This window comes from Acinetobacter terrae (assembly GCF_013004375.1).
In the GTDB taxonomy this organism is placed as follows: Bacteria; Pseudomonadota; Gammaproteobacteria; order Pseudomonadales; family Moraxellaceae; genus Acinetobacter; species Acinetobacter terrae.
In genome coordinates this window covers 147,764-173,070 of the sequence record NZ_JABERI010000001.1, presented here as the reverse complement: position 1 = coordinate 173,070, position 25,307 = coordinate 147,764, and the positions used below count along the sequence as shown (strand labels likewise).

At 41.5% G+C, this 25,307-nt stretch carries 24 protein-coding genes; 16 read left to right on the top strand and 8 right to left on the bottom strand.

The features are described 5' to 3' along the window. Positions 1–143: 143 nt before the first annotated feature. Positions 144–1,262: an aspartate-semialdehyde dehydrogenase gene (asd, locus tag HLH14_RS00785; protein ID WP_086192968.1), complete on the bottom strand. Its 1,119-nt coding sequence runs from the start codon at positions 1,260–1,262 to the stop codon at positions 144–146. 187 nt (positions 1,263–1,449) lie between these two features. Here asd and HLH14_RS00780 point away from each other — a divergent pair, with 187 nt between their 5' ends. Then, complete coding sequence (locus HLH14_RS00780) at positions 1,450–2,586, top strand: endonuclease/exonuclease/phosphatase family protein (protein WP_086192967.1); 1,137 nt, start codon at positions 1,450–1,452, stop codon at positions 2,584–2,586. 336 nt (positions 2,587–2,922) lie between these two features. Beyond that, positions 2,923–3,048 carry a hypothetical protein gene (locus HLH14_RS16120; protein WP_265733064.1) on the top strand — a complete coding sequence of 42 codons (126 nt, stop codon included), beginning with the start codon at positions 2,923–2,925 and terminating at the stop codon, positions 3,046–3,048. A gap of 118 nt (positions 3,049–3,166) precedes the next feature. On the opposite strand, the gene HLH14_RS00775 is transcribed toward HLH14_RS16120, so the two are convergent. The 3 genes from HLH14_RS00775 to HLH14_RS00765 form a co-directional block, all read right to left on the bottom strand. Beyond that, positions 3,167–4,273 carry a glycosyltransferase family 4 protein gene (locus HLH14_RS00775; RefSeq protein ID WP_067722100.1) on the bottom strand — a complete coding sequence of 369 codons (1,107 nt, stop codon included), beginning with the start codon at positions 4,271–4,273 and terminating at the stop codon, positions 3,167–3,169. 36 nt (positions 4,274–4,309) lie between these two features. Then, entirely contained in the window at positions 4,310–5,245 is a 936-nt protein-coding gene (gene lpxL / locus HLH14_RS00770) for an LpxL/LpxP family Kdo(2)-lipid IV(A) lauroyl/palmitoleoyl acyltransferase (RefSeq protein WP_067722098.1), read from the bottom strand. Positions 5,246–5,351: 106 nt separating this feature from the next. Next, positions 5,352–7,247 carry an ATP-binding cassette domain-containing protein gene (locus tag HLH14_RS00765; protein WP_067722096.1) on the bottom strand — a complete coding sequence of 632 codons (1,896 nt, stop codon included), beginning with the start codon at positions 7,245–7,247 and terminating at the stop codon, positions 5,352–5,354. 33 nt (positions 7,248–7,280) lie between these two features. Here HLH14_RS00765 and HLH14_RS00760 point away from each other — a divergent pair, with 33 nt between their 5' ends. The 11 genes from HLH14_RS00760 (at position 7,281) to HLH14_RS00710 (ending at position 18,604) form a co-directional block, all read left to right on the top strand. Next, positions 7,281–7,526, top strand: a complete 246-nt coding sequence (locus HLH14_RS00760) for a SlyX family protein (protein ID WP_067722094.1) — start codon at positions 7,281–7,283, stop codon at positions 7,524–7,526. Positions 7,527–7,624: 98 nt separating this feature from the next. After that, positions 7,625–8,623, top strand: coding sequence for a hypothetical protein (locus HLH14_RS00755; RefSeq protein ID WP_067722092.1), 999 nt, complete (start codon positions 7,625–7,627; stop codon positions 8,621–8,623). Positions 8,624–8,694: 71 nt separating this feature from the next. Beyond that, entirely contained in the window at positions 8,695–9,144 is a 450-nt protein-coding gene (locus HLH14_RS00750) for an ammonium transporter (protein ID WP_067722090.1), read from the top strand. Positions 9,145–9,179: 35 nt separating this feature from the next. Further along, positions 9,180–11,819, top strand: a complete 2,640-nt coding sequence (gene topA, locus HLH14_RS00745) for a type I DNA topoisomerase (RefSeq protein WP_067722088.1) — start codon at positions 9,180–9,182, stop codon at positions 11,817–11,819. Between the two features lie 336 nt (positions 11,820–12,155). Further along, positions 12,156–12,914, top strand: coding sequence for a hypothetical protein (locus HLH14_RS00740; RefSeq protein WP_067722086.1), 759 nt, complete (start codon positions 12,156–12,158; stop codon positions 12,912–12,914). 134 nt (positions 12,915–13,048) lie between these two features. Continuing rightward, positions 13,049–13,621, top strand: coding sequence for an HdeD family acid-resistance protein (locus HLH14_RS00735; RefSeq protein WP_067722084.1), 573 nt, complete (start codon positions 13,049–13,051; stop codon positions 13,619–13,621). Positions 13,622–13,699: 78 nt separating this feature from the next. Further along, positions 13,700–14,842, top strand: coding sequence for a glycerate kinase family protein (locus HLH14_RS00730; RefSeq protein WP_067722082.1), 1,143 nt, complete (start codon positions 13,700–13,702; stop codon positions 14,840–14,842). A gap of 255 nt (positions 14,843–15,097) precedes the next feature. Beyond that, a complete protein-coding gene (locus tag HLH14_RS00725; RefSeq protein WP_067722080.1) occupies positions 15,098–17,089 on the top strand; it encodes an ATP-dependent helicase in 1,992 nt (663 codons plus the stop codon). Between the two features lie 97 nt (positions 17,090–17,186). Next, positions 17,187–17,459 carry an RNA recognition motif domain-containing protein gene (locus tag HLH14_RS00720; RefSeq protein ID WP_067722078.1) on the top strand — a complete coding sequence of 91 codons (273 nt, stop codon included), beginning with the start codon at positions 17,187–17,189 and terminating at the stop codon, positions 17,457–17,459. A 259-nt stretch (positions 17,460–17,718) separates the two neighbouring features. Beyond that, entirely contained in the window at positions 17,719–18,222 is a 504-nt protein-coding gene (locus tag HLH14_RS00715; RefSeq protein ID WP_067722076.1) for a DUF6586 family protein, read from the top strand. Positions 18,223–18,325: 103 nt separating this feature from the next. Continuing rightward, positions 18,326–18,604, top strand: a complete 279-nt coding sequence (locus HLH14_RS00710; protein ID WP_067722074.1) for a hypothetical protein — start codon at positions 18,326–18,328, stop codon at positions 18,602–18,604. 53 nt (positions 18,605–18,657) lie between these two features. On the opposite strand, the gene HLH14_RS00705 is transcribed toward HLH14_RS00710, so the two are convergent. The 4 genes from HLH14_RS00705 to HLH14_RS00690 all read right to left on the bottom strand — a co-directional run bounded on the left by HLH14_RS00705 (position 18,658) and on the right by HLH14_RS00690 (position 22,532). Further along, a complete protein-coding gene (locus HLH14_RS00705) occupies positions 18,658–20,376 on the bottom strand; it encodes a cation:proton antiporter (protein WP_067722072.1) in 1,719 nt (572 codons plus the stop codon). 140 nt (positions 20,377–20,516) lie between these two features. Then, positions 20,517–20,672: a 50S ribosomal protein L33 gene (gene rpmG / locus HLH14_RS00700; protein WP_001205031.1), complete on the bottom strand. Its 156-nt coding sequence runs from the start codon at positions 20,670–20,672 to the stop codon at positions 20,517–20,519. 12 nt (positions 20,673–20,684) lie between these two features. Beyond that, the gene (gene rpmB / locus HLH14_RS00695; protein ID WP_010325866.1) at positions 20,685–20,921 is read right to left on the bottom strand and encodes a 50S ribosomal protein L28; all 237 of its coding nucleotides are present in this window, start codon (positions 20,919–20,921) and stop codon (positions 20,685–20,687) included. Positions 20,922–21,083: 162 nt separating this feature from the next. Continuing rightward, the gene (locus HLH14_RS00690; protein WP_067722070.1) at positions 21,084–22,532 is read right to left on the bottom strand and encodes a coniferyl aldehyde dehydrogenase; all 1,449 of its coding nucleotides are present in this window, start codon (positions 22,530–22,532) and stop codon (positions 21,084–21,086) included. A gap of 115 nt (positions 22,533–22,647) precedes the next feature. Between HLH14_RS00690 and HLH14_RS00685 the strand changes: the two genes are divergently transcribed. The 3 genes from HLH14_RS00685 to HLH14_RS00675 all read left to right on the top strand — a co-directional run bounded on the left by HLH14_RS00685 (position 22,648) and on the right by HLH14_RS00675 (position 25,302). Continuing rightward, positions 22,648–23,349 carry a TetR/AcrR family transcriptional regulator gene (locus HLH14_RS00685; protein ID WP_067722068.1) on the top strand — a complete coding sequence of 234 codons (702 nt, stop codon included), beginning with the start codon at positions 22,648–22,650 and terminating at the stop codon, positions 23,347–23,349. Positions 23,350–23,427: 78 nt separating this feature from the next. Further along, complete coding sequence (gene purU / locus HLH14_RS00680) at positions 23,428–24,294, top strand: formyltetrahydrofolate deformylase (RefSeq protein ID WP_067722066.1); 867 nt, start codon at positions 23,428–23,430, stop codon at positions 24,292–24,294. 213 nt (positions 24,295–24,507) lie between these two features. Continuing rightward, entirely contained in the window at positions 24,508–25,302 is a 795-nt protein-coding gene (locus HLH14_RS00675) for an energy transducer TonB family protein (RefSeq protein WP_067722064.1), read from the top strand. Positions 25,303–25,307: the final 5 nt, after the last annotated feature.

Here is a 25,307-nt window from a genome sequence, read left to right as displayed (position 1 = left end):
CTTAATTTTTAGCTCAATTTTGTATCGCATTGCGAAAGTTGTAGATTAACGAGATGTTGAACAATTGTAAGATATTAACATAAAGGATACATAAAAAAAGCCGATCAATTGTGACCGACTTTTCGTTTTCTTAATTTTAAAAATTAAGCATTTTTATATTCAATTAAGATGCGAAGCATACGGCGTAAAGGTTCCGCAGCACCCCAAAGTAATTGGTCACCTACAGTGAATGCGCCTAGATATTCTTTACCCATATTCAGTTTACGTAAACGACCGACAGGAACAGATAATGTACCGGTAACGGCTACAGGAGTCAGGTCAGTCATCGATGCTTCACGGGTATTTGGAACGACTTTTGCCCATGGGTTGGATTGACGAATCATGTCTTCAATTTCATCCAAAGGAACGTCTTTCTTAAGCTTTAAAGTTAAAGCTTGAGAGTGACAACGCATTGCACCAATACGCACGCAGTGACCATCAATCGGAACAATTTGTTGGTTGCCTAAAATCTTGTTGGTTTCAACTTGCGCTTTCCACTCTTCTTTTGACTGACCATTGTCGAGCTGTTTGTCGATATATGGAATCAAAGAACCAGCTAAAGGCACACCGAAGTTGGCAGCAGGGAAGCCTTCACCACGTTGCAAAGATGCAATTTTAGAATCAATGTCTAGAATTGGTGAACGTGGGTCATCGAGCAAGTCTTTGGTATTATTATATAAATAACCCATACCTGTGATCAGTTCACGCATGTTTTGTGCGCCTGCACCTGATGCTGCCTGATAAGTCATTGCAGTCATCCACTCGACCAAATTGTTTTGGTAAAGCGCGCCCATGCTCATCAACATCAATGAAACGGTACAGTTACCGCCCACAAATGTTTTAGTGCCATTGACTAAACCATCTTTAATCACGTTCATGTTGACTGGATCAAGTACGATGATGGCTTCATCATCCATACGTAGGGTAGATGCAGCATCAATCCAGTAACCGTTCCAGTTTTCCGCTTTTAATTTAGGGAAAACTTCAGAGGTGTAATCACCACCTTGGCAGGTAATAATGACATCCATTTGCTTCAGACTGCTAATGTCTGATGCATCCATAAGTGCTGGGGCAGTCTTACCACCAAACGCAGGGGCTTCACCACCGGCATTACTGGTAGAAAAATAGAATGGCTCAAAATGAGCGAAATCATTCTCTTCAACCATACGTTGCATGAGGACAGAACCAACCATCCCGCGCCAACCGACCAGACCTACTTTCATGTCACTTTGCCTCGGTGCGTAAAAAAATAAAAGGGGGCTTGAGTGTATCAAAAGCGACCACAACTGCAAGTACTACACAATGAAAACATCAATATTATTGAGGGGAATATCTTGTTTATGTTACATACAAAATTGATAAAGTTATTTCATCAAAGAAAAACTAAAAGCTACAAAAGAGTAGATGCTTATGATTTGGGTGGAGTTAATTTCAGTTTTTGTCATATGGCTGACATTTTGGTCATTGATTCCACGAGATGAATGGTGGATTCGAGGTGCTGATTTTCCACGGTTGCAAATTTTAGTTTTGGGACTGATTGCTTTTGTGCTGTTATTGGTCTGGGATCAGCCGTGGGATCTATGGCGTCAAATTATCTTTATTGCTTTGATTGCTGCACTGGCTTATCAACTTAAAATGGTGCTGCCTTATACTTTTATCTGGAAAAAGCAGGTCAAAAAAGTTCGCAAGAATCAGCTCAATCCAGATAAGCAAATCTCTTTGATTGTTTGCAATGTATTGACTACAAATGATAAATACCACTTGTTGATTGAACAGATTCAAAAACATCAACCTGATTTGATCCTCACATTAGAATCAGATCAAACTTGGCAAAATGCACTTTCAGTGATTGAAAAAGATTATCCATATCGTGTGCCGGTACCGTTGGATAATTTGTATGGCATGCATCTGTATAGCCGTCTTGAGTTGAAAGATACCGAAGTCAAATTCATTTTAAGTGATGAAATTCCTTCCATTCATACCACGGTGATTTTACCTTCAGGCCAACCTGTACAACTCTATTGCTTGCACCCTAAACCGCCCAGCCCAACCGAAGCCAAAGACTCGACACTCCGTGATGCAGAACTTTTAATTGTCGGAGATCAAATTAAAGGTTTGGATGAAAGCTGTATTGTGATGGGGGATTTGAATGACGTGGCATGGTCAAGAACCACACGATTATTTCAGCGGATTAGTGGGCTGCTTGATCCGCGTGTAGGACGGCATTATATCAATACTTTTCATGCAGATTATCCATTGTTACGCTGGTCACTAGATCATATATTTCATAGTACCGATTTTGCCTTGGTGCATATGAAACGTTTACCTCATATTGGCTCAGATCATTTTCCTGTGTATGTCGTGCTACAAACCGGTCGTGTTTTTGAGCGAGTCCAAGACGAGTTAGAACAAACTGATGCAGATGAACAGGAAGCACAAGAAGCTATTCAGGAAGGCATTGAAAAAGCAGAAAAAGAAGAAAAATTAGTGACTGATGAAATTGCACAGGACTATAAAAATGGCCCGAAAGTAGCTCAAAGCAATTAAAGGAAAAGTGTACGAAATGGCTTACATTGATTTAGGTTAATTGCGAATAGTTCTTTTTTTCATTTCTGTTTAATCTAGACTCATCAGCCAAGGAGTTGGGAACGGAAAATCCCATTATGGAAGACGATGTTGGGCTGATGGTGAGTCATCATGGATATGATGCAGCAATGGATAGCACGAATATAATAAAAATATGATCTGAAAAGCACAACCTTATATACCCGAGTTTTGCAGGATGCAGAACTCGGGTTATGCTTTTATAGAAGATCCTAAAAATAAAATTCAGCTATGTATTTATCAAAGTTTCAATAACTTAAAATAGGTGTTGGTCGATTAATGATGGAAGCAATGTTATTAAAATATAATGATTTTCATCAAAAAAATTTAGTTGCTGAACATCAAGCCATAGAAATTTACGAATCAATAGGTTTTGTTCCAGTAGGACAGACTGAGTCTATGTGAATCTATACAGGAACAGAACATTGATCATTTTTAGATGATTCATTTAAGTCTATCTTTTTATGCCCAACCTATTTTTGTATGTCACGAAGACATCATCCACAGACTGGGCTAAACAAATTTAATCTAAGCTTAAAACCTGTTTATATAAATGAATGGTCTGATCACACATCTCTTTTAAGCTAAACATCGTGACTGGCTCAACTGCTTGGGGCTGATCAATATGATGCTTTACGGCATTTAATAGTGCAGATTGATCATTTACCTCAATTAAACCTTGCGGATAAACATTGGATAAAATCTCTGCCACACCGCCACGATTCCAGCCAATCACGGGTGTTCCCACCGATAATGCTTCTAATGCCGTACGACCAAAAGTTTCCGCCTGATTTGAAAGAGAAAGCACCACATCACTAAAAGCCAGCCACTCACGAATATCGGAACGATGACCAACAAAGGTGATTTTGTCGCTTAAACCTTTGCTTTGAATATTGTCCTGCATTTCTTTTAAGTAAGCTGCTTTTTTGGGATCCGCTCCACCCACCACCACAGCATGTAGGTTTGGATACTGGTTTTGCAGTTGCTCCATTAATTCAATTAAAGTTTCATGACCTTTTAAACGAGTAATACGCCCGGGAAGGCAGACTAAAAACTTATTTTCCAGTTGAGGGAAATCTTTAAAGCTTTGATTGATCCATTGTGCAGAAGGTTGATAGCCGTGAGGAAACTCTTGAGGCGAAATCCCGCGATAAATTCGCACAATATTTTTAGGCGGGCAGTTTTTATAATGCTCGGTAATGTATTTCACCACACTGTCCGAGACAGCAATGACTTTTTCCGCTTGCGTCATGATAGCACTATAACGATTGGTCGAATAAAAGCCGTGCACTGTTGAAATGAGATGTGGGCGTTTATGTGCCGGAATGCCTTTTAAGGCAAAATGAGTCAGCCATGCGGGTACGCGTGAACGAACATGCAGAATGTCAGGTTGGTGGTGTTCAATCAAATCACGCAAAGGGCGTATTTGCCAAAGGCTGGATAAAGATTTTTTATGAATGGCTAAAGTAAGATGTTGTGAACCTTCCGCTTCAAGTTGGGCGACCAGACGTCCACCATTTGAAACCACCAAAGATTCGTGACCGTCTGCAATAAGTGCACGTGCAATTTCCAGTGTGCCACGTTCAACACCACCACTGTTCAATTCAGGAAGAAGCTGCATAATTTTCATAGGTGTTATCTTCATTATTTTAAAGGGTGGGATTGATTAATAAATTTTATCATAGCCTTCAGGGCGGGTTTTAAAGCGACGGTGAAACCACATATATTGAGTCGGTGCAATGCGCAGCTGACTTTCAATGATCTTGTTAACACGTGTTGCATCATCCACTTCATCTTCGCTCGGTAGATTTTCTACAGGTGCTTCAATTAAGACTTTGTATTGTGGATTGGCAATATTGCCATCACGGTAAAAATACAGCGGAATCGCGGCAGCTTTGGTCATCTTTATTAACCGACGATGTGCAGTTACCGTTGCAGCAGGCGTACCAAAAAAGGGTGCCATCACGCCTTGTTTTAGGCCATAGTCTTGATCAGGACTATACCAAATCGCACGGCCATTTTTTAAATGACGAATTAAACCACGCATATCATCATGGTCAATTTGATGGGTATAAATTGTGGCACGGCAGCGGTAGATCAGCATATCCAGCAGTGGATTATTCTGCGGACGATAGACCACATCAGGCTCAAAATATTGAGCACACAAATAACCACCTGCATCCAATAATGTTGAATGTGTGCCTAACAGTAAAACCCCTTTGCCCTCAGCTTGTGCTTTTTGGAGATGTTCCAGACCTTCAATACTGACACGACCTTTAAACCACTGCGGGCAATACCACGCATTTAAAGTTTCAAAAATCCCAATCATTTGATCGACAAAAACTTGTCGGGTATTTTCCTGAACTTGTTCGGCAGTCCATTCTGGAAAACAGAGCTCTAAATTCCGAATCGCTGTTTTACGGCGCGATTTGAGCTGATTGAATGCAATATTGCCTAAAAAAGTGGCTAAACGATACTGAATGGCCCACGGTAAAATTGCCAGAATCATTAAAAATATGATTCCAATCCAAATGCCCCAATATTTAGGAAGAAGGAAAGACCATTGAAACTCACCCGGTTTGTAGTCTGGCTTTTTACTCATAATGACCGTTTATACCAAAAGTTATCTGCAGTTTAACATGAAGTTATTTTCTAAATAAAAAAGCACCTGCAAAATACTTTACAGGTGCTTTTATAACGCGGCTAAATTAGTTACCTTGGGTCAGGTTCTCTAATTCATCCCAACGTTCTAATTTCTCAAGCAATAGCTCGTCAATTTCAGCTAAACGTTGTGATACTTGAGCGGCTGCATCGGCATCTTTAACAAATAAAGAGCCATCTGCAAGCTGCTCATTCAGCTCTGCCTGTTCTTTCTCTAACGCTTCAATTTCAGCCGGTAACTGCTCTAAAGCACGTTGATCTTTATAGCTCAACTTTACTTTTTTCGGTACAGCAGCTTCCGCTTTAGCGACGGCTTTCTTTGCATCGCTCTTCAAACCGACAGCAGTTTGATCCGGGCGTTGTTCAAGATAGTCCTGATAACCACCAATGTATTCATCAATGTTACCTTTACCATCAAACACCCAGGTCGATGTAACGACATTGTCCATGAATGCACGGTCATGCGAGATTAAAAGTAATGTACCGGTATAGCCACCGAGCATTTCTTCTAATAGCTCTAGAGTCACCATATCCAGGTCATTGGTTGGCTCATCCATCACAATTAAATTCGATGGTTTAAGGAGTAGTTTCGCCAATAGAATACGGTTACGTTCACCACCAGACAAGGCTTTTACCGGAGTACGCGCACGTTCAGGCGAGAACAGGAAATCTTGAAGATAACTGTAGATATGACGACGACCACCGTTAACATCAACAAAGTCCGAACCTTCAGAAATGTTATCTTTAACCGATTTCTCTAAGTCCAGCGCATTACGTAATTGGTCGAAATAGGCCACTTCCAGCTGGGTACCGGTTTTTACTGTGCCGCCATGCTCAAGCTCACCTAAAATGGCTTTGATCAATGTTGTTTTACCCACACCATTGTCACCGACCAAGCCAATACGGTCGCCACGAAGTACCAATGCAGAGAAATCTTTGATGATGGGTTCTTGATCGCCAAAAGCAACACTTAAATGTTCGATATCGAACACCAATTTACCCGAGCGGTTGGCGTCTTGCGTTGCCATGCTCACTTTGCCTTGTTGCGAGCGACGTGCTTTAGATTCTTCACGTAAATCTTTCAGCGCACGTACACGACCTTCGTTACGGGTACGGCGAGCTTTAATGCCCTGGCGAATCCAGACTTCTTCTTCAGCCAAACGTTTATCGAATAAAGCATTTTGCTTTTCTTCCGCTTCCATTTGTTGCGCTTTAAGATCAAGGTAACGTGTGTAGTTACCTTCATAGCTGCGCAAAGTACCACGATCGAGTTCGACAATACGCGTTGCAATGCTGTCAACAAATGAACGGTCATGCGAAATAAATAATAAGGTTAAATTATTTTGATCAAGCAAGAATTTTTCTAACCATTCAATACTTTCAACGTCCAAGTGGTTGGTTGGTTCGTCGAGTAAAAGTACATCGGGTTGGGTGAGTAGCGCACGTGCTAATAGGACACGACGTTTACGACCACCGGATAAATCGGCTAAATCGGCATCAGGGTCTAAACCCATTTTGCTTAAAATAGAATTTACTTTGGTTTCCAAAGCCCAACCATCGACCTGATCGAGTTTGTGCTGCAGGTTACCCATGCGGTCGCATGCTTCCATATCGCCAAGTACACAAGCATCACTGGCTTCGTGATAGGCTCTGAGTACAGTAGCCGCTTCACCTGCGCCGTCGGCAACGATGTCAGCGACTTTACCAGAATCCATGGGTACATCTTGAGCAAGCATGGAAATGGTGATGCCATTTTGTATAGAAACTTCACCGCGATCCGGTAGTAAACTTCCCTCAATGAGTTTAAGTAAAGTAGACTTACCTTCACCGTTACGGCCAATCAAACAAACTCGTTCACCGCGTTCCAAATTGAAGTTCGCGCCGTCGAGCAGGGAAGGTCCGCCAAACGCGAGTTGGACATCCCTTAACGTAATATAGGCCATACTGTTTCCTGAAATCCAAAATGAGGACTTAAAATGACTAAACAAAAAAATCTTAATGATCAGGCGTCATTTTCCGCACCCATAGAAGATTTGCAAGTGCGAATTACATTTTTAGATGATTTAGTTGAACAATTAAATGAACAGGTGTCTCTGCAACATGCCGAAATAGCTGATTTGAAAAAACAAATGCAGTTTTTGTATCAACGCATTGAGTCTTCCGATTTATCCGATGGAATTGCCGCTTTTGATCCGATGACCAATCGACCACCGCATTATTGATTCAATGTTCACGGGTCTTTTTGCTGAATTGATTTGACCTTTTCATTCAGGCTCGCTCTAATGCGGGCTCAAAGTTTGCTTACTTGTCTATTGAGATTATGTCCAACAAAGTCGTTCTTCTTGATCTTGAAAAGAATATGCCTAACGCACAATTGTTGCGTGACATCATTCAACACTACGCTGTAATTTACCTATTTAACTGCCAAGGAAAGTTTGAATACTCACTTGAAGATTTAACCGAATTTTCAGGTTGGGTGAGTAGTGGACAAGTGGTCATCTTAGAAACTGCAGAGGTCGATCATAAAGAATTTGAATATGCGGTTGTAGTCGGGCAACTGATTGCATTGTTAGAACCTGACACGACGATTGAAGTCATTTCTGCCATGCCAAGCAGTGAAATCCTGCTTGAGATGATGCAATCCTCAGACATGAACTGTCACTTGATTCAAATTCAGGCTGAAAAATCTTGTTTAAATTCAAAATATAAAATCCCAAGTGTCGAAACGATTAAGCAAAAACCAGATTTACTATTAATCAAAAAATATTGTGATGCCTTGGCTAAAATGAAGGGCAAACCGAACTCGATTGAGAAGCTCAAAAACTCGATCAGTAATATTTTGCAAGTTGAAAGTGACCAGGCGCAGCAGCTGATTGCTTTACTGATTAATCTAAAAATTGTGAAACGTTATGATGAGCAAATTAATTTCCGTAAAAAACTATTAAAACAATGGACGGAACTTGATTTAGAGCAAGCAACACCTTCAGAAACAGCACACAATATTTCCCCGATTTTTGCTCAACTACAAACAGAATCTTCCTCAGATGAAGAACTGGAGCATTCAAATACCATTCATCATGCGCAAAAAGATTTATTTAAAAACTTCTCTAAAATTGATCCGGTTCAGGTCATTGTTGCGCGTAAATTGCGCGAATTAAAGTCGGACAAGCCGAAAGATATTTATGCCTTGCGTGATTTACTGGAGCAAATGTTCCCGAAATCAGATGTTAGATTATTACTTAAGGAGTTGATTGAAAAGGGATATATCTACTGGAATGGCAGTGAAGTGCTGTATAGTCACGAGATGTTCTTGAATTAATTTCATCGTTGTAACTTGCGTTTTATATTCAGCTTATGCAACTCTAATAAAGGAATAGACAAGGTTGTACTATGGAAAATACCGGTATTTGGGTCATTGGCTTCATCATTCTATTTGTTTTGGGCTCGATTTTGGGTCTTCGCGTCAGTCCGCGAGAAAAAGCATTAGGCATGATGCGTGAGAAAGCACGCAAGATGGCACTGCACCCACGTTTAGTCGCAGCTCCCGATTGGACAAAAATTCCAATGGCTTCTGAAAAGCGTGCCAGTATGGTGGCCTATTACAGCGTACTTATTCCAGATGCACGTCTGCCTTTAATGCGTGCGCGTGTTGAAGATCAAAAGCTAAAACTTGTGCAGGGTGATGATAAGTTTAACGATTTGCCCATTGCATTAAAGGGCATTTATGCTATTGATATGCAGGCAAACTGTGTAGGACTCTATTGGGATGAAGAATCTGACCTTCGAGCAACACAGTTAGATGACATCAAAACCTATTTACAGTCTTTGGCTGAACTTTAATTTATAAACGAAACACACAGGATTAACGGTTAACTATGGCGAACGCTCCTCGGTCTACATCCAAAAGCACCACAGCAAAATCACCGAGTGCTGCGAAAAAGCGTGCCTTAGTGATTGTGGAGTCGCCTGCAAAAGCGAAAACAATCAATAAATACCTCGGCTCGGATTACATTGTGAAATCATCCGTTGGTCATGTCCGTGACTTACCGACCGGTGGTTCTAAAAGTACAGAAAAAAAACCTGTATCACGTGCCAAACTCACCGATGAGCAAAAAACTGAAAAAGCACAAACGGCTTTGGTTAATCGGATGGGCGTCGACCCTGAACACGATTGGAAGGCTCACTATGAAGTGCTTCCGGGTAAAGAGCATGTCGTTGCTGAACTGAAAAAACTGGCATCACAAGTCGATGAAATCTACCTCGCAACGGATATGGACCGTGAAGGGGAAGCGATTGCCTGGCATTTAAAAGAAGTGATTGGTGGAGATGATTCACGTTATCAACGTGTGGTCTTTAACGAAATTACCAAAAATGCGATTCAGGAAGCCTTTAAGCATCCCTCACGTTTAGATATCGACAAAGTAAATGCCCAGCAAGCACGCCGTTTCTTAGACCGTGTGGTAGGCTTTATGATTTCGCCATTACTGTGGGAAAAAATTGCCCGTGGTTTATCGGCAGGACGTGTGCAATCGGTTGCAGTAAAATTGGTCGTAGAACGTGAACGTGAGATTCGTGCTTTTATTCCTGAAGAATACTGGCAAGTCTTTGCAGATACCAAATCATCAAGCGATGACATTCGTTTAGAAGCAGTTAAACAAGGTGGTAAAACCTTAAAACTGCAAAATAAAGCCCAAACTGATGCTTTATTAAAAATTCTGAATGATGCTGAATATAAAGTTACCACGCGTGAAGACAAGCCGACCAAGGTTAATCCGAGTGCACCGTATATCACCTCGACCCTGCAACAGGCAGCAAGCACACGTTTAGGTTTCTCTGTGAAGAAAACCATGACGATGGCGCAGCGTCTGTATGAAGCAGGTTTTATTACTTATATGCGTACTGACTCAACTTTCTTAAGTGATGATGCGGTCAATATGGTACGTAATCATATCGAATTGGAATTTGGCGAGAAATATCTTCCTGCCAAGCCAAATCGTTATGGCAACAAAGCCGGTGCGCAAGAAGCCCATGAAGCGATTCGTCCATCCAATGTGGCTTTAAAAGGTGATCAGCTGGTAGGTGTCGATCGTGATGCACAACGTTTATATGACTTGATTTGGCGTCAGTTTGTCGCGTGTCAAATGACACCGGCAGAATACCTATCTTCAACGATTCTGGTTGATGCTAATGGTGTTGAGCTGAAAGCTAAAGGTCGTACTTTAGTTTTTGATGGTTTCACCAAAGTGCGCGCTGCAAACAAGGCAGATGACGATATTTTGCTGCCTGCAGTTAAAGTGGGCGAAGTGCTTAAACTTGAGAAGCTTGACCCATCTCAACACTTCACTAAACCACCTGCACGTTTTACCGAAGCGTCACTGGTTAAAGAATTAGAGAAAAAAGGCATTGGTCGTCCATCAACCTATGCGGCAATTATTTCAACCATTCAGGATCGTGGTTATGTGAAGTTGGATAACCGTCGTCTCTTTGCCGAGAAGATGGGCGAAATCGTGACCGATCGTCTCGATGAAAACTTCAATAACTTGATGAATTACGCTTTTACCGCTGATCTTGAAGGTCAGCTCGATAAAGTAGCCATGGGCGAGCGCAACTGGAAAGAGTTACTGAATAATTTCTACGGTGACTTTAAAAAACGCTTAACCACGGCACAGGGCGAAAACGGCATGCGTCGTAACCAACCTGTTGAAGTTGAAGCGGTCCATTGTCCTGAATGCTCACGTCCAATGCAGATTCGTACCGGTACAACGGGTGTATTCTTAGGATGTTCAGGCTACAACTTGCCGCCAAAAGAGCGTTGTAAAGGTACCCTGAACCTGACTCCTGTTGAGTCACTTGCAGCATTGTCTGATGATGATGCAGCAGAAACTGCTGATTTGATGTCGAAAAAACGTTGCCCGATTTGTGAAACGGCAATGGACAGTTATGTGATTGATGGTGGTCGAAAATTGCATGTCTGTGGTAATAACCCGGACTGTGCCGGTTTTGAACTTGAAGAAGGTGAGTTCAAAATTAAAGGTTACGATGGACCAACCATTCCATGTGACAAATGTGATGGTGAAATGCAGCTTAAGACGGGTCGTTTTGGACCTTACTTTGCCTGCACCAGCTGCGACAATACTCGTAAAGTGTTGAAGAGCGGTCAACCTGCGCCTCCACGTGTCGATCCAATTAAAATGGAACATTTACGTTCAGCCAAACACGATGACTTCTTTGTACTTCGTGATGGGGCAGCCGGCTTATTCCTGGCAGCCAGCAAATTCCCGAAAGTTCGTGAAACACGTGCACCGAAAGTCGCCGAACTCCGTTCGGTAGCTGAACAGCTTGATCCGAAATATCAGTTTATTTTGCAAGCTCCAGATGCAGATCCTGAAGGTAATCCAGCATTGGTGAAATTCAGCCGTAAGAACCAAGCGCAGTATATTGGTTCTGAAAATGCTGAAGGCAAGCAAACCAAGTGGAGCCTTGTTTTCCAAGATGGGAAATGGGTTGAAGCCTAATTTTTAAGAAGTGAAAAATGCCGACGAAAGTCGGCATTTTTTATTGTTTGATAAATTGTATTGAGCATGATTAATCAAAGATCATTTGAACAGATGACAAGGTCATGCACAACTGTCTGAGGCAGGACTATATCGGTGAAATACTGTTTCAGCGATAAAATAGATAAAAGATGGAAGTCGTCGAGTTTTGTGCATGACAGAGTTTTTTGGTACTTTTTTACAGCAAAAAGTACCGAATGAGCTCCGAATATTCATGGTTGAATGGAAAGACTCCGTCATGCTTATATGTTTTAATGAGAGTTGAAAATAAATACAAAATATTGAGATGTTGGGGAAATGTGGAAAAAAATTCGAGTACTGTGTTTACTTATCATTTTATTCATCGTGGCAGTCAATGCTTATCGTGACCAAAACCAGAATTGGTCTAAACCTATTATTGTTATGCTGCATCCCATTAATGCAGATGGACAGGCTGCTACTCAAAACTATATTCAGTCTCTTAACTTGTCTGAATTAAGCGCTGCACAAGAATACCTGAAACAAATGTCGGCAGAATATCGTGGACAACCGATTTCCCTTTATTTTCAAATGGGTCGTGAACTCAAAAAGATACCTCCGAAAGTACCTGAACAAGCAACCCTACTAGAGACCATTTTATGGAGTTTAAAGTTCCGTTTTTATGCATGGAAACAGCATGAAAGTGCTGATGGTGCACCCAGTGTGACTTTGTTTTTAAATTATTATGACCCTGCACAAACTAAAGAATTAAAGCATTCAACCGCCTTGCAAAAAGGGCGGATTGGTTCGGTCAATTTATTTGCGTCAAAAAAACAGTCTGAACAAAACAAAATTGTGCTGGTACATGAATTACTTCATGCCTTCGGTGCAACCGATAAATATGACTTGGCGACAGGACAACCCCTGTATCCGATTGGTTATGCCTACCCTAATCAAAAGCCTTTATTTCCTCAAGCCAAATGTGAATTGATGGCAGGACATATTCCTGTGTCACTGGATAAAAGTAAGATGCCAGACACTTTGCAACAGACATTAATTAATGAAATTACCGCGATCGAATTGGGCTGGAAAAAATAATCTTGTGGATAACGCTTAATTTATCCACAGTTCAACTTACCGATGGGGATAAAAATGTCGCATATTCATAACAGACATCTGTTTTAAAATGCTGAAAAATAAACCTGTTCCTAACAAAAGACTTGAGAAGAAACATGAAAACAGTAGGAAATGATTTAGTTCGACATCAGCTGCATGAAAATCGAAAGTGGTACTTAGGTCTGGGCATTCTGCTTATCCTATTCGGAGTTGTGTTACTGGCAGCTCTACCTTTTGCTACGCTTTCAGTCATTTTTCTGTTTGGTGTGCTGATGATGATTGGTGGCATTCTACACTTCATAGCAGCATTTAAAATCTTTGAGGGGGGCTATCGTTGGTTGTGGGCATTGTTCGGTGTGCTGTATCTGGTAGCTGGATATTATGCTTTTACCACCCCCGTAAAAACTGCAATTGTATTGACCAATTTGTTGGCGATTGTATTGATTGTTGCTGGTATTATTCGTGTCTTGAGTGCCTTTGTTTTTAAAGCCTATCAAGGTTGGGGGTGGGTATTATTTTCCGGCATTCTTACCTTGGTGACAGGGATTATTATTTTGATGTCACCCGATGCGCCGTTCTGGGTGCTAGGTTTATTCCTTGCAGTAGATATTTTATTTCAGGGCATTAACTATCTCACTTTAGCTTCTTATATCAAACGTGAAGTGCCCAAAAGTTCTGCCGATGTTTAAACCCAATTCGACTAAAGAGCGCTATATGCGCTCTTTTTTTATTGTATAAAAGATCTATTTATTTCATTTTTGAAAATCATGCCTAAAACTTTTGTCCTCGCTCCAGATTCTTTCAAAGAAAGCATGACTGCTGAACAGGCTTGTCAGGCGATGCAACGTGGCATCCAGAAAATATTTACAGATGCACATTTTATTCATGTGCCCATGGCAGATGGTGGTGAGGGGACAGTCGATGCTTTGGTTTCTTGCTTAAATGGACAGAGGATTGATTGTGAAGTCACAGGACCTTTATCCACTCAAAAAGTAAAAACCTATTTTGGCTTAATTGACGACGGTCAAACCGCTGTGATTGAAATGGCAAAAGCCAATGGCATTCATTTGCTCGAACCTTCCCAGCGAAATCCCTTGCTGACCACGACTTTCGGTACAGGAGAAATGATTAAGGCTGCACTAGATTTAGGAGTTTCTAAAATCATTATTGGTTTGGGTGGAAGTATTACCAATGATGCAGGTGCAGGAATGGCACAGGCATTGGGAGCAAAATTTTTAGATGCACACCGCTCTGAAGTTGCAGTAGGTGGTGGGCAACTCGATCAAATTCGAATGATTGATATTTCAGGCTTGGATGCACGTTTAAAGCAGGTTGAGATCACGATTGCCAGTGATGTGGATAATCCTTTGACTGGAATCAATGGGGCATCGTATGTGTTTGGTCCACAAAAAGGTGCAACGCCTGAAATGGTGCAACAGCTTGATCAGAACCTTGCGCATTTTGCAGAACTGGTTTCTAAACAATTAAATATTAATGTTAAAGATATCGCGGGTGCAGGTGCTGCAGGTGGGTTAGGTTTTGGCTTGATGGTATTTGCAGGTGCAAGTATTCGTTCAGGTGTAGAACTTGTCATTGAACATACCCAATTAGCAGAGAAAATTGCCCAAGCCGACTATGTATTTACGGGTGAAGGAGGGATTGATTTTCAGACCAAATTTGGTAAAACCCCTTTTGGTGTGGCGCAAGTGGCGAAGCGATTGAATAAACCAGTGATTGCCTGTTCGGGCTATATTGGGGAAGGTATAGAAGAACTTTATGAGGAAGGGTTTACGGCAATTTTTGGTATTGTGGATGGGGCGTGTGATTTGCCAACGGCATTAGAAAATGGGGAAAAGAATCTGGAAAGAACCTGTGAGGCTATTGCTCGGATATTAGCCCTAAATTCATAACCATTATGACCAGATTATTCTAAATAAACTTAAGTGTTTTTGCGTAGGTAATGCCGTACTTTTCAAGGATGAAAAGTAACAAAAATCCTATGTTGAACTGATTAAACATCCCTGTTTCACAGTTCAACAGGCGACATCCATGTCACCTTTCTGGATGACAAATATATGGGATTAGATTCAATTTTTAAGCAGACCAATCTCAGATGTATAGTCAGCTCTGCTAAACTATCGCTATCCCCAAGTAGATTAGAGATTATGAGTTTAGCCACCCTGATTGATGAATTAAACCCTCAACAAAAGCAAGCCGCAACCACCGAATCTAAGCACAGTTTGGTACTTGCAGGCGCAGGCTGTGGCAAGACCAAAACCATTGTGGCGCGTGCAGCTTATCTGATTGATCAAGGTGTGCCCGCCAATCAAATCCAGATTCTGACCTTTACCCGTCGTTCCGCCAGTGAAATTGTCTCTCGTGTAGAACTGGCTTTAGGTGAACAAGCGAAAGGGCTTCGTGCATCGACTTTTCATACCTTTTGTATGTACTTACTGCGTCGAATTCCCAAAGCATTTGGCTTGGAACAATTCTCGATTATCGACCGTGATGATCAGTTGATGATGTTCCGCCTGATTCGCGGTAAAGATGATAAGAAAAATCCAAATGCACTGCCAAAACCGAAAGAGTTATGTGATCTCTATTCTTTTGCCCGAAATACGCGGCAAAAATTAAGTCTGGCTTTAGAAAAGCAAATGCCAGAATTTCTGGAATATAAAGATCAAATTGCTGAAATCATGAAAGAGTACGAAGCTCGAAAACAGGCACGTAGCTTTCTGGATTATGATGATATTTTGGCGGTTGTTGCTTCAGCACTGGCGCAGTCTGAAGGCTTGGTGGATTACGTTTCCTCTATCTGTCAGCATATGCTGGTGGATGAAATGCAGGATACCAATCCTCTGCAATGGGCTTTGCTGGAACCGCTGAAAGATAAAACCAGTCTGTTTTGTGTCGGTGATGATGCACAATCCATTTACGGTTTCCGTGGTGCTGACTTTGAAAATATTCACCATTTTAAAGAACGTGTGCCTAATGCACAGATTTTTAAACTGGAAAAAAACTATCGTTCCACGCAAGAAATTCTGGACTTATCCAACTGGTTGCTTGATCAAAGTCCGATTCAATATGACAAGCATTTAGAGGCTTATCGTGGTGATGGTGTTAAACCACGCATGCATATTTTCCCGAATGAATTTGATGAAGCCAAATGGATTGCCATCGACATTAAAGAGCGGCATTTACTGGAAGGTGCAGCATGGCATGAACATATGGTGCTGGTGCGTTCCAGTTTTGCTGCACGTCATATTGAAGCGGCTTTCATTCAAGCCAATGTACCTTACCGTTTTATTGGCGGTATGAAGCTACTTGAAACTGCGCATGTAAAAGACTTGCTCAGTCTGCTGCGTGTGATTGCCAATCCATTGGATGATATTGCCTGGATGCGCTTCCTGACGCTGTGGAATGGCGTAGGTGATGTCGGAGCAAGTAAGCTCGCTCAGCAGTTATTACTTGAGCCTGAGACCGACCGCATTTTTGAAAAGTTAGAAAAATTTGGCCGTATTCCAGACAATACTTTGCTGATCATGAAGCAAATGCTGGTGTTGAAAGATCAAGTACAGGCTTGTGTATCGCTAGGTATTGAGGCGCTAAAAGAACAGCTGGAAGAAAATTATGCCAAAAAAGACTGGTCAAAACGCTTAGGTGATTTTGATCTGGTCAAACAATTGGCTGCCAAGCATGATCAACTGAGCGAGTTTTTGGAAGAATATGTTCTCGATCCAGTGTCGATTAGTGAAATTGAACGTCAGTCGCAGGATGATGTGGTCACCCTGATCACCATCCATTCTGCCAAAGGCACGGAACAGAAAGTCTGTTATGTAGCGAATGTTTCAGCAGGACAATATCCACATGCACGTGCGCAGGGTAATTTCGATGAAGTCGAAGAAGAACGCCGAGTGCTCTATGTGGCATTAACCCGTGCCAAAAATGAATTGATTTTAACCAAGCAGAATCTGAATTTATGGGCGCGTGATCAGGTGGATGATCAGGGTCGCAAGATTGAAAGTTATTTTCTAAATGAATTAACCCGTAATTTGTGTATTACCGAAACCCATTACAAACAACGCCAGCAAACCGTGAAAAGTGCTTTAATTGAACGACAGTCGATTAATTTAGATTTTGGCATTGATCTCGATTAAACTATAACAATTGCGTTATTTTGTTTTTTATTGCGAAGTTCAAAAAGTCGAGTAGGCGAGTGCTTTTTGATGATTTTGCCTATTTTAAGGTTGTAAGATGAAAATTTTAGTTCGTAGTTTAGAACGTACAGTTACAGAAGCTGAATTATTGAAGCTATTTCAAGACTTTGGCACAGTTGAATCATGCAAGTTGGTGCTTGATACAACTACAGGTAAATCAAAAGGTTTTGCTTTTGTTGAAATGCCACATGCGCGTGAGGCGATCAAAGCAATTAAAGGCTTAAATACCCTTCGTTTGCATGGACATGGTATTCGTGTAAAACAGGCTGAAGATAAGCCTGAAGCTGAAAGTAAAACTGAAAACAAATAATTAAAGGAGCGAAAGCTCCTTTTTTTATAAATAAAAATGAAACGGAATTTTCAGGCCTTGTCTATGATTGGCCCCAATGGAATGTATATTTCTCAGGGAATCAAGATTTTAGAAATCTGATCGAGAACAAGACAGAAGTTGCTGCAAAACGTAAAATCTATTTAATTGAAATGGATCATGCATAATTTTTATTGTGAATTGATCAAAATAAAGTTTAATCTTAAGTCTGTAACAAACGCCAAAATTTAGGAATATCGCTATGTCCCGTGTTGCTCGCTTCCATGCTGACCGTACCAATCAAAAACTGTATTTTGCACGTCTTTCATGCCAACAAGCTGAGCAAACTGACAATATTCAACAGGCACAGGCACATCGTGAAGCTGCCGTATTCCATTTACATGGTGCAGTCTTGGCATTTCTACAGGAATTGGTTCGTTACTATCGTTTAAATGACTTTATGCCGACACTCAAGTCGATTGAGCATAACATGGCGGAAAAGGGACAAGTATCTCCTGAAGTCACCGTGATGCAGCAATTATCAAAACAAGGTTTTATTGCTGAATTAAAGCGTGCTTATCGCATGTGCCAGTATGCACCCGAGCCAAGTGCACCAGAACCAGAACATGAAACATCATCTAACCTGATTATTAAAGTGACGCAAACGCCTCAAGCATGGTTGCCGGATACAAAAATTTTGCGTGAATGGCATCGTGATTTAACCCAGCTGATTGATGGCTTTCGTAACGAGATGGTTGAGTTTTAATCTTTTTTTCTGCTCTTGAAGTTTTTGCTATCGGCCTTATATAAGTAGTCTACGTAATGCAAAGTGCAACTGCCTTTGCCACCATGTTGAACATGGAGGAACTATGTCTATAGAACAATTGAAAGAATTATTTGGTAATCAAGAAGCTATTTTAGAATTGGTTCAACTTGAAGGTGGTGAGTTGGCATTGCGAAATGCAGGCTCTCAAAAAGAACCCTTGGTTAAAATTCAGTTTAATGATGAAGTGAAGTCATTACTGGGTGATCAAATGCCTGAGATTGCACAACATATGGTGCAAGCTGCTTTGTTTGCCATGATGGAAAAGCAGGTCAATGAATGGCAGGCAGAGATTGTGGATGATCAACCTAAGTATTTGAGCTGATCTCTCCCAAATAAAAAAACGCACTCATGAGTGCGTTTTTTTACGATACAAGATTAATGTGTGGGGTCTTGTTGATGTGCAATCTGGATTTGATTGAGAATATGATTGGTCATATTTTTCGCCATTTCCTCTTTGGCAAAATAGACTTCACCAATACCATCACGACGAATCACTTCAGCTTCTTCTTTACTTTCTGCACAGACTAAAACCTGAATTTGTGGATTCAGTGTTTTGGCAATATCCACAATTTTGTGAATATCCAAAATATCCATCGGGGATAGAACCAAAAGTCGTGCATGTTGAATATGTGCTTGAATTAACACGCTCGGTTCAGTGGCATGACCAGAAACTGCAGCAATGCCTTTTCCGCGTAAACTTTCTACAATTTCGCGGTTTTCTTCCGCAATCACCACTTTAATGTCCTGTGCCATTAATGTTTTAGCAATGCGACGACCGACTTCACCATGACCGACAATCACCACCTGATCACGCAAATACTCTTGAGATACTTCATCTGGTAGCATAGAAAGCGGGTCACCACTACGTTCCAATAAACGCGCCAAATGTGAGCGTTCACGAATCCAGTTTTGTACAGGTTCAATTGCAGAGAACACAAATGAATTTAGGGTGATGGAAATCAATGCACCCGCTAGAATCAGGTTTTGCCCTTCTATGGAAAGTAAATTGAGTGAGAGGCCCAAAGTTGCCAGAATAAAAGAAAACTCGCCGATTTGCGCAAGGCTTGCACCCACGGTTAACGCAGTATTAATGGGATAGCGGAAGAATAAAACCAAAGCCATTGCGGCAATGGTCTTGCCAATCATGATGATGCCAACCACAGCAAGCACATGGAAGGGTTGCTCAATCAAAATGCGTGGGTCGAACAGCATGCCAACGGAAACAAAGAATAAAATCGAAAAAATTTCACGCAGCGGTAAGGTTTCTTCTTCTGCACGGTGACTGAAATCAGATTCTTTAACCACCATCCCTGCGAAGAATGCACCCAGCGCCATTGATACGCCAAAGACTTTATAAGCACCAAAAGCAATCGATATCGCAGCGGCAACAACGGTCAAGGTAAACAGTTCGCGAGATCCCAGGCGTGCCACAACCTGCATAATCCAGGGTACGAGACGTTTACCAATGATCAGCATAAAGGCAATAAAACCAGCCACTTTAAGTAAAGTAACCGCTAAGGTCATCCAGATATTTGCATCGGCATTGGAACCAGCAACTGGTGTGCCGCCAAGTAAGACTGCGGTGGCAGGGAGTAGAACAAGGACCAAGACCATGACCAAGTCTTCAACCAATAACCAGCCCACGGCAATTTTACCGTTGACCGAGTTGAGTAGACCGCGGTCACCCAAGGCTTTGAGTAATACTACAGTGCTGGCACAGGACAGGCTTAAGCCAAAAACCAGTGCAGAACCAAAACTCCAGCCCCAGATCATGGAAACGCCTATTCCCAGTAAGGTCGCGACAGCAATTTGTAAAACAGCACCTGGTAAAGCGATTCGACGTACCTGCATCAAATCATTTAAGGAAAAGTGCATCCCGACACCAAACATGAGGAACATAACCCCAAGTTCAGCCAGTTGGTTGGCAAGATGAATATCTCCGACCACACCGGGGGTGTTCGGACTAATGATGATACCGGCAACGAGATAGCCGATCAGAGGGGGAAGGCGTATGCGAGCCGCAATATAGCCAAAAATAAGCGCCAGTCCAAAGCCAACTGCTAATAATATGATGAGATCTACGTCATGAGGCACTAAAAACTCCTTAAGCCTAGTTAAGGGTAAAAATACAAAAGCACAAACGGTGCCAAAAAAGTAGCTAAAGTGTATCAACTCGGATAAAAAAAATGCAAAAAAAAACGACCCAGAAGGTCGCTTTTTTAAAGAAGGCAAAATTATTTAATTTTAGCTTCTTTGAAGATTACGTGTTGACGGATTTTTGGATCAAATTTTTTGATTTCCATTTTTTCCGGCATAGTACGTTTGTTCTTAGTTGTGGTATAGAAATAACCAGTACCAGCTGAAGAAACTAGACGAATTTTATCACGCATGGTTCGAACTCCTTAGATCTTTTGACCTTGAGCACGTAGGTCAGTAACAACCTTTTCGATACCCAATTTGTCGATAATACGCATACCTTTAGTGGTTAAACGAAGACGTACAAAACGTTTTTCGCTTTCTAACCAGAAACGGTGGTGATGCAGGTTCGGCTCGAACCGGCGTTTGGTTTTGTTATTGGCGTGCGAGACGTTGTTGCCAACGACTGGACGCTTGCCGGTAACTTGGCAAACCTTAGACATGGTGAACTCCATTGCTAGACAGCACCAATTGTGCGGCTAGTCATTAAAAGTAAACGGATGAAATCATTCAAGGGGCGTTTTATATCAAAAATACGCTTAAAAGACAAGCGAATTTAATAAAAACCCGGCATGAACACGTGCAATAGCTCATGCCTTGATCAGTTAGCGAAGAAGGGTCTTCGAAATCAATTTATGAATCGGCTTGTTAAATGGTGGGAGAATGAATTTTAAGCTATAGAGCTTAGGATTCGACATCACCGACCGTTCATGAGACAAACTGAAGAAACCTTCTGGACCATGATACTTGCCCATGCCTGAAGCACCGACGCCACCAAATGGTAAATCGTCTTGTGCAACATGGGTCAATACCGTGTTTTGCCCGAAATGCCCTGAATGAGTATGCTGTGCGACATAGTCGGCACGCGCCTGATCAAAGTCGAAATAGTATAAAGCAAGTGGACGCGGACGGCTATTAATAAAGTCAATAACATCGTCAATTTGATCATATTCCATGATTGGCAGGATCGGGCCGAAGATTTCTTCTTTCATAATCCGCATTTCAGTGGTTACACCGGTCAATAAAGTCGGTGCAATTTTTCGAACTGCAGTTAAATCTTCATGTTCAGGATTGATTTCGATAATTTTGGCACCCTGATTAAGGGCATCTTCCAAATAACCTTGCAGGCGATTGTACTGTTTGTCATTAATAATCGAGGTGTAATCCTGATTGTATGCAATATTTGGATACATCTCTTCAACACAGGCCCTGAACTGCTCGATGAATTCGGCCGTTTTTCCTTTAGGCAGGAACATATAGTCCGGTGCCACGCAGGTCTGACCTGCATTCCACAGTTTACCGGCAGCCAGACGTTGTGCCACATCTTGTAAATCAATCGATGGGTGAACCAGAACCGGGGACTTTCCGCCCAATTCTAAAATTACCGGCACCAAGTTTTCTGAGGCAGCTGCCATCACAGTTTTACCAATTTCGGTGGAACCGGTGAAAATGATTTTATCAAAGGCTAAATGGCTAAACGCATCAGAAATAGGACCGCCACCATTAATGACTGCAACTAATTCGATCGGAAAGGCTTCACTCAAGGCTTTTTCAAGCGCACGACCAAAATTGCTCGATGCGCTGGAAATTTTGATCATGGCATTGTTGCCGGCAGCAATTGCACAAATCAGTGGACCAATCGACAATAATAAAGGATAGTTCCAAGGGGCAATAATTCCGATCACACCGAGAGGTTGATATTGAACCCAGGCTTTTGCCGGTTGATGAATAATTCCGACATGGCGTTTCGAAGGTTTCATCCAATTGGTCAAATGCTTGCTATAATATTTAATCTGTTCAAGACAGGTGAGCAGTTCACCGATTTTGGTTTCGCCAATAGAACGGTTACCATAGTCCTGGTTAATTGCTTCGGCAAATTGATCTTGATATTTAACTAAGATACGCTTTAAACGTGCTAAACGATCAATACGTTCCTTTGCACTTGGTAAAGGATGGCGTTGATAGGCATGTTTTTGCTGTTCCAGCACATCATGCAAGTGCGGAATATCGAAAGAATGTGGTGTCATTGAAGTTGTTTTTGTATGACTATTCATGACCTGCTACCATTAAATAAAAGCGATTAATTTAATTTTTAGAGTAAAAGCTCTAAATAGTCAAGTTACTTTATGTGTTAGCTAGCTAACCTATTGAATGAATGGTCACTTTAGGATGTCTCACTCCAAAACGGTGAAAACCAAAGAACGTATTTTACAGCTCAGCTTACAGTTATTTAATGAGCGCGGTGAGCGTTCAGTTACAACAAATCATATTGCAGCTGAACTGAGTATGAGCCCGGGTAATTTGTATTACCATTTTCGTAATAAAAACGAAATTATCAAAGAGTTGATGGAGCAGTATCAGAAAGAAACTTTGGAAATGCTTGCATTACCAGATGATCGCTTGCTCGATGCCAATGATAAAATTCGTTATTTCCAAGTACTGAGCAGCCAGCTCTGGGCTTATCGCTTCTTGCATCGTGATGTTTATCATTTGGTTGAAAATAATGATGATTTTCGCAAAATGTATCCACGTTTTGCCGGTCAGGTGATGCAACAGGGGCAGAAAATTTATAAAGCTTTTGTGAATGCAGGCCTGATGCAAATGACGGACTCAGAAATTGAGGCCCTGATTATTAACTTGTGGATTGTTTTGACCAACTGGACCAACTTCTTATATATGTCGGGTCATATTACCGACTCAAATACTTTAGAAGAAAAATGGGTCTGGCAGGCATTACGTCAAATGGTGTTCCTGGAAGGGGCGTATTTGCGTGGTGAAAGTCGTCAAACCTATGAACATCTGCTTGAAACGCTGGGTCCTTCAGAGCTTTTTGAGAGCCTATCTTCAAGTAAAAATCCCGATGCGACATAGCCTATTTAGAAAGCCTTAAAAAAGCGTTAGAATGCTCGGCTTGTTTTTCAATTTAACTGATTAGTGATATAAACCAACATGAATATGACCACTGCTAACACAGCACGTTTACTGATTACTTGCGAGGATAAACCAGGAATCGTGCAAGCTGTATCGAGCTTTTTGTATCATCAAGGAGCAAATATTACCGCACTTGATCAATACGCGACTGAAGCTCAGGGCGGGCGTTACTTCATGCGTGTTGAGTTTGAACTGGATAACTTGCAAAGCCGTAAAGAAAATTTGACTCAAACTTTTGCGACCAATGTTGCAGAGCGCTATAACATGAATTGGCGTTTGGCTTTGGTCAGCGATGTCAAAAAAGTTGGCATTTTAGTCTCTAAAGTTGATCATGCCTTGCTTGAGTTGTTATGGCGTCATGCACGTGGCGGTTTACCTTGTGAAATCACAACTGTAGTGTCCAACCATGAAGATTTACGCGAGTCAGTTGAAAACTTCGGTATTCCTTTTGTTGTAGTTCCAGTCAATAAAGAAAACAAACGTGAAGCCTATGCCAAAATTGATGAAATCATGCAAGGCAACGATTTGTTAGTTCTTGCACGTTATATGCAAATTCTGGATGAAGAATTTGTCAAAAAATGGGAAATGAAAATCATCAACATTCACCATTCATTCTTACCTGCCTTTGTCGGTGCAAACCCTTATAAGCAAGCGTATGAAAAAGGTGTGAAACTGATTGGTGCAACCGCGCATTATGTGACTGCCGATCTCGATCAGGGTCCAATCATTGAGCAAGATGTAGAACGGGTAAATCACGATTTTACTGTCGATCAGCTGCGTGAACTTGGACAAGATGTGGAACGAAATGTTTTGGCTCGTGCGGTAAAATGGCATCTTGAAGATCGTATTATTGTTGATGGCAATAAAACTGTAGTCTTCCAATAAAAAAGCATTGACTGATTTTTAAAGAAAGGCATACTTAAAGTGTGCCTTTCTTGTTTTATTGATTAAAAAAACTCATCAAAACTTACGATTTAATAGTTGCAAATGAAAACACTTCTCATTTATTATTGCGATGCTTTAATTGTACTAACCGATGAGCTTGATTGCTTAAATCTGTATTGATCTACAATCGCTTTAATTAGGTAACTGATTTTAATGAGTCAATCTCCCGCTCTAAATATGCAAACTCCCAATCCGATGAAAAAGAAAATTATCACAGCGCTCATCGCCGTTGTGGTCGGTCACATGGGTGTGTTGTGGGCGGTGGGGCAAATGAAGACCCCAGAACTCAAACCCGTTGAAAAAGAGCCGTTAAAAGTTCGTTTTGTTAAAATTCAAGAACCACCTAAACCTTTACCGCCTAAGCCGAAAGCTGAACCGAAAAAAGAAAAGCCCAAGCCTAAGGAAGTGAAAGAAGTTAAAATTGTAGAAAAACAACTTCCACCACCTCCGAAAAAGGTAGAGAAGGTTCAACAAGTTAAAAAAGCAGAAACACCAAAACCAGTGGTGAAGCCGGTTGAAGCACCGCCTAAACCCACTGTCACGACTACGATTTCTGAAACTAAAGTGGTTAAACCTGTACCAGTCGCTAAACCTGCGCCAGTTGCGCCACCAGCACCTGTTACTCCACCGGCACCAGCTGCTCCGCCATCTCCAAAAAGTGTATCGATTGGTGGCTCGGGCGTGCAATGGAGTCGTTCGCCAAAACCTTCTTATAACAATAGCGATTTAGAAGGCCAAACGCGTATTGTGGTGATACATATTGAAGCGAATGAAAAAGGGGTGATTACCTCAGCGCGTATTGCACGTTCGAGTGGTGTGCCTGCTTTAGATAACAAGATTTTACGCTCAGTGCGTAGTTCCAAATTCAAACCGTACAAAGAAAATGGCGTGGCTTATCCAATTAGTGCTGACCAACCATTTGAATTGACATTGAATCCACACGGCTAACATTT